Here is a 6641-nt window from a genome sequence, read left to right on the forward strand (position 1 = left end):
ACACCGAACAGGATCAGGGTCGGCACCACGTTACCCACAAATTTGTCGCGCACCCTTGCTGTACCGGGTCCGCAGGCCAAGCCGGAAGGTTGGGGCACCTCCGCTCACGAGCACTTCAGAGCTTGCGGATCGCCACCCGGGTATCGCGGTCGCTCATCCCGGGTTGACGCATCCCGAACATCGGGTCGAGGTAGGGATAGCCGCCGACGAGCCCGAGCGGATTGATCGGCGTGGCGATGACGTTGCGGTGGCCGATGCCGCCCTCGAACTGGTAGTCCTCCCAGGCGTGGTACATCACCACCTGCCCGGGGCGGATTGCGGGCGAGAGCTTCACGCGCACGGGGAAACGGCCAACGTCGTTGGCGACCTCGACGCGGTCCCAGTCGGCGATGCCGCGCGCCGCGGCGTCCTCGGGGGAGACGTACAGGCACGGCTGGCCGCGTTGCAGCCGCAACATCCACGGGTCGGCTCGTTGCAACGCGTGGATGCTCCAGCGCGTGTGGCCGCCGGTCATTTGCAGCGGGTAATCGCCTCCGGCCTTGGGCGGCTCTTTGAACGCCGGCAGCGCTTCGCCGAGTTCGAGGTACCAGTCGTGATCGATGTAGAACTGCACGCGCCCGCTCAGCGTCGGCCAAGGCTGCCGGTCGCGGGTATGCCAGAGGTAGGGCGTGATGCTCTCGCCCGGCTGCCAATCGGTGGCCGAGGTGGCGTTCATCAGGCCGCGGCCGAGGGCAGTGACGCGCGCCCAGCCGCGCCCGCTCGCTTCCTCGAAGCTGGTCACGTCGAGGTTGGTGGCGCGCTCGATCGTCAGGCGGGCAAACTGCTCCGCGTCTTTGGCGCCGAACTCGCCGTCGTGGGTGACGAGGTCGTGCACCGTGTCGAGCCGGCGGCTCTCGCCGCGGCGCCCGGTGAAGGCGGAGAGGCCGCGTGCTTTGGCGCGCTCCTGGATCTTTGCGGCTAGCAGGCAGGTGATCTCCCATTCGTCCTTCGACTCGCCGATGGGCGCGACCGCTGCCCGCGCCGCGTGCACCAGCAGAAACTGGTTGATGAAGGCCGAGGCGTTGGCCTTCTCGTACGAGGCGGCGACGGGCAGGACGTAGTCGGCAAAGCGGGCGGTCGAGCTCATGCGGATGTCGTTGACGACGACAAGGTCGAGCTTCGGCCACAACACTTCCCGCAGCCGGTGCGCGCCGCGTACCCGGCGGAGCGGATTGCCGGCCATGACCAGGAGCGCCCGCGGGCGCTTGTCGAGGGGTGGTTCGAGGGCCTGCCACTTCCGCTCCAGGGCCTCGCGGACGTACTCGCGCACAGTGCGCGGCAGCGCCGGGTCCCAGGGGCCGGCGGCGACGTCGATGATGCCGCCGTGGAGCTGCCAGAACAGCGTCGCGCTGGCGCTGCCCTTCGACGAGACGAACTCCTCCGATAGCGCGCGGATCACTTCTCGTGACATCGGCCGGCGCAACAGATGATCGCGCAGCAACGCGAAGGCGTGCCGGCGCGAGAGTTCCTTGCTCGGGGTGAGCAGCCCGCGCGCCTCGCCGAACAGCGCGCTCTGCCCGTCGGGGGCGAGGTTGGCCACGGGGCAGTAACCCGCGCCCTTGCGCCCGAGGTGGCCGGCGAGCACGAAGACGAGGATCTGCGCGCGCATGATCGCATCGCCGTGGTGGATCTTGCCCAGGCAGAGGGTCTCGACGTTGCTGGCGGCCTTGGCCTTGGCCAGCATCCGTGCCAGCCGGCGGATCAGATCTGGCGGCGTACCGCAGACGGCACTGGCCGCCTCCGGCGTCCACGGCGCCACTTGCGCTTTGAGCAGTTCGAATACCGGCTGCACTTGCACGTGGCCCGCCAGCGTCTCGACCTCGAACGTGCCTTCGAGCGCGGGCGCGCTGCCGTCGAGCGCCAGGGTGTGGGCTGGCACGACCGCCAGCGCATTGCGCTTGCTGTCCCAGCGGTAGAGCGTCTCGCTGGAGCCCCCCTGCTTCAGGTCGGACTCGCGCAGGAACTTCTTGGTATCGAGGCGCACCAGTAGTGGCAGGTCGGTCTGCTCGCGCAGCAGCGCCTCGTTGTACAGCCGCTCGTCGAGCATGAGCTTGGCCATCGCCAGCGCAAGCGCGGCATCGGTGCCGGGGCGCACCGGTATCCAGAGGTCGGTGTGCATCGCCGAGGCGTTGTAGTCGGGTGAAATCGTGACGATGGTGGCGCCGTGGTAGCGGGCTTCGGTGAGGTAATGGAAGTTCGGGATCTGGGTGTAGGCCGGGTTGCCGCTCCAGATGAGGATCAGGTCGGAGTAGAAGAATTCCTCGTGCGAGCGCGCGCCGACGACGCCGCCGTAGGTGACCGCGGCGCCCGGCTGGTGGTCGGCGATCTCCGGATTGGGGTCGAGGGTAACGCAGTCGATGGCCTCGGCGAGCCGCTGGGCGGCGGCGTAAGCCGTCGAGCCGATGCCGTTGGTGCCGGGATCCATCACCACCGTGTCGGGGCCGCCCTCGACGATTGCGTCGATGAGCTTGTCCGCGATTTCGCCGAGCGCCTGGTCCCACGAAACCTCTTCCCATGCGCCCGAGCCGCGCGGCCCCTTGCGCTTGAGCGGCTTGGTGACGCGATACGCGCCGTAACTGAGCGCGCCATACGTGCAGCCTTTCTGACAGCCGCGAGGGTTGGGGTCGGGGACACCGGCATGGAGCGCCGGATAGGTAGCGGCTTGCTCCTCGCGCACGATGCGGCCGTCCTGCACGTACACTTGGAACAGGCAGTGGGTCTGGTAAGCGCAGTTATTGAAGTGGGTGGACTTCGCAGTGCGGTCCCACCGCCACTGCGTGCGGTAGCGATCCTCCCAGCCGGCAGGACGCGCCGGCGCCGATGCCTCGCGCTGAAGTGGCGGCGCGGAAGGCGGCTCAGGTTCGGAGCGCTCGCAACCGCTCCCGGCGGGCAGGGTGGCGGCCGCCGCCGCGCTGCCCACAGCCTTGACGAAGTCGCGACGAGAGATTCCTGCCATGCTGCCCCCCTTTCCCGCGAAGCGGAACGCGCCCTATGAATCGTCCCTCACCAGTCCGTTCATGCGCTCCATGGTGGCGATGAACTCCTCGACCATCTCGCTCACCACTTTGCGGGTCGATTTGGTCTCATTGAGTTGGCCGACGACCTGGCCGACGAAGTAGGTCAGCAGCTGGCGGCCCCCGGAGTCGGGCTTGTGAGCGACGCGGTGAATGCGGCGCTGGGCCTCGACCACGAGCATGGTTTGCAGCGGCATCGGCAGCGGCGCGGGCGCGTCGGGGGCCTCCCAGGCATCGGTCCAAGCGCTGCGCAACATGCGCGCCGGCTTACCGGTCAGCGAGCGCGACCGGCGTGTGTCAGCGGAGGTCGCGGCCAAGAAGCGCTCCTTGATTTCCGGGGTGGTCTCGGCCTCGGCCGTGGTCAGCCACACCGAGCCGCACCAGACGCCTTCAGCGCCGAGGGCGAGCGCGGCGGCCACTTGGCGTCCCGAGGCGATGCCACCGGCGGCCAGCACGGGCGTGGGCGCAACGGCATCGACGACCTGTGGGATGAGGACCATGGTAGCGATCTCGCCGGTGTGTCCGCCCCCTTCGGTGCCCTGTGCGATCACGATGTCCACGCCCGCCCGCTTGTGGGCGACGCCATGATCGATGCGGCCGGCGAGGGCAGCCACGGTGGTACCGTGGGCGTGTGCCCGCTCAACCAACCAAGGCGGCGGGGTCCCCAGAGCCGAGGCGATCACGGCGATGTTGTGGGAGAAGGCGACGTCGATGAGCGGGGCCATGCTCTTGGCGTCCACGCGCAGGCCGGTCATCCCTCGCTCCTCCCTGCGGCTCTCGGGCGAAGGCGGCGGCAGCGGCGGCACCTCGTAGCGCGCGAGCAAATCGTCAACCCACTCTCGGTGCTCGGCGGGGACCATCGCGTTCAGGCTGGCGAAATCGAACCCGCCTTCGCCAGCGCCGACGTACTTGCTGGGGATGAGCAGGTCGACGCCGAAGGGCCGGCCTTTGGTTTGCGCGCGGATCCACTTGAGGTCGACATCGAGCTGCTCGGGCGTGTGGGCCACTGCCCCGAGCACGCCGCAGCCGCCGGCGTTGGTCACCGCGGCCGCGACGTCGCGGCAGTGGGTGAAAGCGAAGATGGGGAAGTCGATCCCCAACATCTTGGTCACTGTGGTACGCATGAGTCCGGTTTCCTCTCTGGCGCTTCGGGCCGCTACACCTTTTCGACCACCCGCGCTCAATCGTCAATGGCGATTTCGTACCCAGGGGCTGGCATTGGGGTGGCGCCGAGCGCCGACGCCACCCGCGTTCCTAAGCTGCACTGCTCGTGGCGGGCGCTGCGGACCGTGCGCCGCCAGAGTGCGAACAACGAGTCGAATTGGAGGTGGCGGCGGCTACTGTAGTATCAGCTCGCCCGTAGAAAAGCGCTTGAAGCGGCGCTGGTACAGGTAGGTGTCTTTGCCGACCTGCACCACCACGGTCATGGTGACGTGGCCAGTGCCGTCGAACATCGTCAGGTCACCGCCGCGGGCGACGAAGTTCAAACGGGCCACGCCATCCCACCCAGTGTAGATCGACATGCTGACCTGGAATCCGTTCACGCTACCGCTGAACGACTTGCGCCGCCCGACGACCGGGTAATGCTCCACCCGACCGAGGTCGAACACCGCCGCGTTCGCGCCGTCGGTGATGCGGATGGTTACCGGCCCGGTGGCAGCGGGAGGCTGCGTGAAGGTGCCGTACAAGAGCACGCGGCTGAGCAAGCCGCTCTCGGGCTTCAGGCGACCCACGGGGCGAGTGAGCCCTTGGATATTGAAGCTGACCTCATTCCCGGTCAGCGCTTCCACGGTGTCGTTTGCCAAGTAGATGGTAATGCCGTTCAACAGCACCGAGAGGCTGACGGGATCGCTCGCGAGCGCCCCCAGTTCGGGGAACAAGGTCATACGGTAGGCGCCGTCGAGCGCCTTTGGGATCGAGACCGCGGCCTCCAACTGGCCGTCAGCATCGAAGTCGCCCTCTTCGTAGAGGGCACCGGGGATGAGGTTGAGGTTGCGCCGGATGATGCGATCGAGCGGATCGCGCACCTCGGTGTTGACCGGCCCCTCCGACTGGACCAGCAGCCTGAGTGCTGGGTTATCCGCGATGAAGATCTCACGGCTGCGGTCGGCGTTACTGCCGGTGATGTCACAGTTCGACAGGAACACGATGTGGGTCCCGTCCCCGCTGACCTTCGGCATTGTATTCGAGCAAGTCGCCGTGCTCGTCAGCTGCGTGAAGGCCTTACGCGTTGAATCGTAGAGCACGATCTCCTGATTGCGATCGGGGTTGCCCCCGGTGGCATTGAAGGAGGTCACGAAGACCACCCAGCGCCCGTCGTCGCTCACCGACGGCGAGCTGCCGCCGAAGGCGCCGGCCGCGGTCTCGGTCACCAGCGTCGGCCGCCGGTTAACAATGAGGAACACGGCGTCCGAGCCCTCGGGGTTGAGATTGGCGATGTTGCTTGACGAAACGAAGGCAATGAACCGGCCGTCGACATTGATGGCGCCATCGTAACTGGAGCCGTTACCCTGGGCATCGTAGGTCAGCTGACCGAACCTATAGGTCGCGCTGTCGTAGATTATCAACTCCGAGCTGTAGTCGAGGTTGGCGACAAGGTTACTGGTCGTCTCGAAGACGACAAAGCGGCCATCGCCGCTGACCTTGGGGTTCAGACTCTCACCGTCGCCGTTGGGATCGACGCTGGCGGCGAAGTTCACGCCGCTGCGGTTGAAATACACCTCGTTGCTGAAGTCGGGGTTACGGCGGCTGAGGTTGCTGTTGGTCTCGTAAGCGATGCGGGTCCCGTCCCGGTTGATCGAAGGGCGGCCGCTGGAGCCCTCGCCGAGGTAATCCCGCGTCATCTGGTAGAAACGCCGATTGCTGCGATCGTACTTGAAGATCTCGTCGCTGCCGTCGGCATTGGCACGGGTGTAATCGGCGCTCGAGCTGAAAGCCACCCAGCGCCCATCGGCGCTGATGCTCGGATCGCTACCGCCGTCAGTTGTGATCAGGCTCCAGGTGCCGGTGATGGCTTCGTAGACGAACACATTGGTGCGCGGCACAGGATTCAAACCGGCGATGTTGGCGTTCGAGCTGAAGGCGACGTATCGCCCGTCGCCGCTGACAGACGGCACACTGGTCAGCTTGCCAGCGGGCAGGTCCGTGACTTGCAGGATGTCGGCATGACCCACTGATGTCCCGACCCCCGCTGCCACCAACACGGCGAGCGCGCGCAAGCCCCAGCGCATATGCGCTATTGGAACACCGCCAAGACGCACGTGTCAAGTCACAAACAGCGGCGCGGCGGCCATGGGTGTGCGACAAATCTGTGGGTAACGTGCAGCCGACCGGGCAAATCCTCACCAGTCCGACAGTACTGTGTACTGTCAGGCCGAGGCCCATGGCCGAAAGGGACGCAATTTGTCATCTTCCAGGCGCGGCGCCACTTCTTCAGCTGCTTCTCCCGCACGATTGCGGTCTCGGCGCAGCCGTGCGCTTCGTAGTGGACCAGCTTGTCAACGCCGTACTTGGCCGAAAGACCCTCCACTACCTTGCTCTTATGCTGCCGCACCCGCGTTGCCAGCTGTGAGGTCACCCCAATGTACA

At 66.6% G+C, this 6641-nt stretch carries 4 protein-coding genes; all 4 read right to left on the reverse strand.

The annotated features are described in order from the left end of the window. Positions 1-115: 115 nt before the first annotated feature. Positions 116-2995 (reverse strand): molybdopterin-dependent oxidoreductase, encoded by a 2880-nt coding sequence (locus tag HY699_21425; GenBank protein ID MBI4518370.1) that lies wholly within the window; start codon positions 2993-2995, stop codon positions 116-118. A 33-nt stretch (positions 2996-3028) separates the two neighbouring features. Continuing rightward, positions 3029-4177, reverse strand: coding sequence for a nitronate monooxygenase (locus HY699_21430; GenBank protein ID MBI4518371.1), 1149 nt, complete (start codon positions 4175-4177; stop codon positions 3029-3031). A 213-nt stretch (positions 4178-4390) separates the two neighbouring features. Further along, a complete protein-coding gene (locus HY699_21435; protein MBI4518372.1) occupies positions 4391-6283 on the reverse strand; it encodes a PD40 domain-containing protein in 1893 nt (630 codons plus the stop codon). A gap of 38 nt (positions 6284-6321) precedes the next feature. Continuing rightward, positions 6322-6641: GIY-YIG nuclease family protein (locus HY699_21440; GenBank protein ID MBI4518373.1), on the reverse strand; the 320-nt coding region annotated here is incomplete at its 5' end.

It is taken from the genome of Deltaproteobacteria bacterium, from assembly GCA_016210005.1.
GTDB lineage: Bacteria > Desulfobacterota > Binatia > HRBIN30 > JACQVA1 > JACQVA1.

Coding starts and splice junctions, on each gene's coding strand:
- HY699_21435 (MBI4518372.1), bottom strand. CDS start 6,283: ATGCGCTGGGGCTTGCGCGCGCTCGCCGTGTTGGTGGCAGCGGGGGTC.
- HY699_21430 (MBI4518371.1), bottom strand. CDS start 4,177: ATGCGTACCACAGTGACCAAGATGTTGGGGATCGACTTCCCCATCTTC.
- HY699_21425 (MBI4518370.1), bottom strand. CDS start 2,995: ATGGCAGGAATCTCTCGTCGCGACTTCGTCAAGGCTGTGGGCAGCGCG.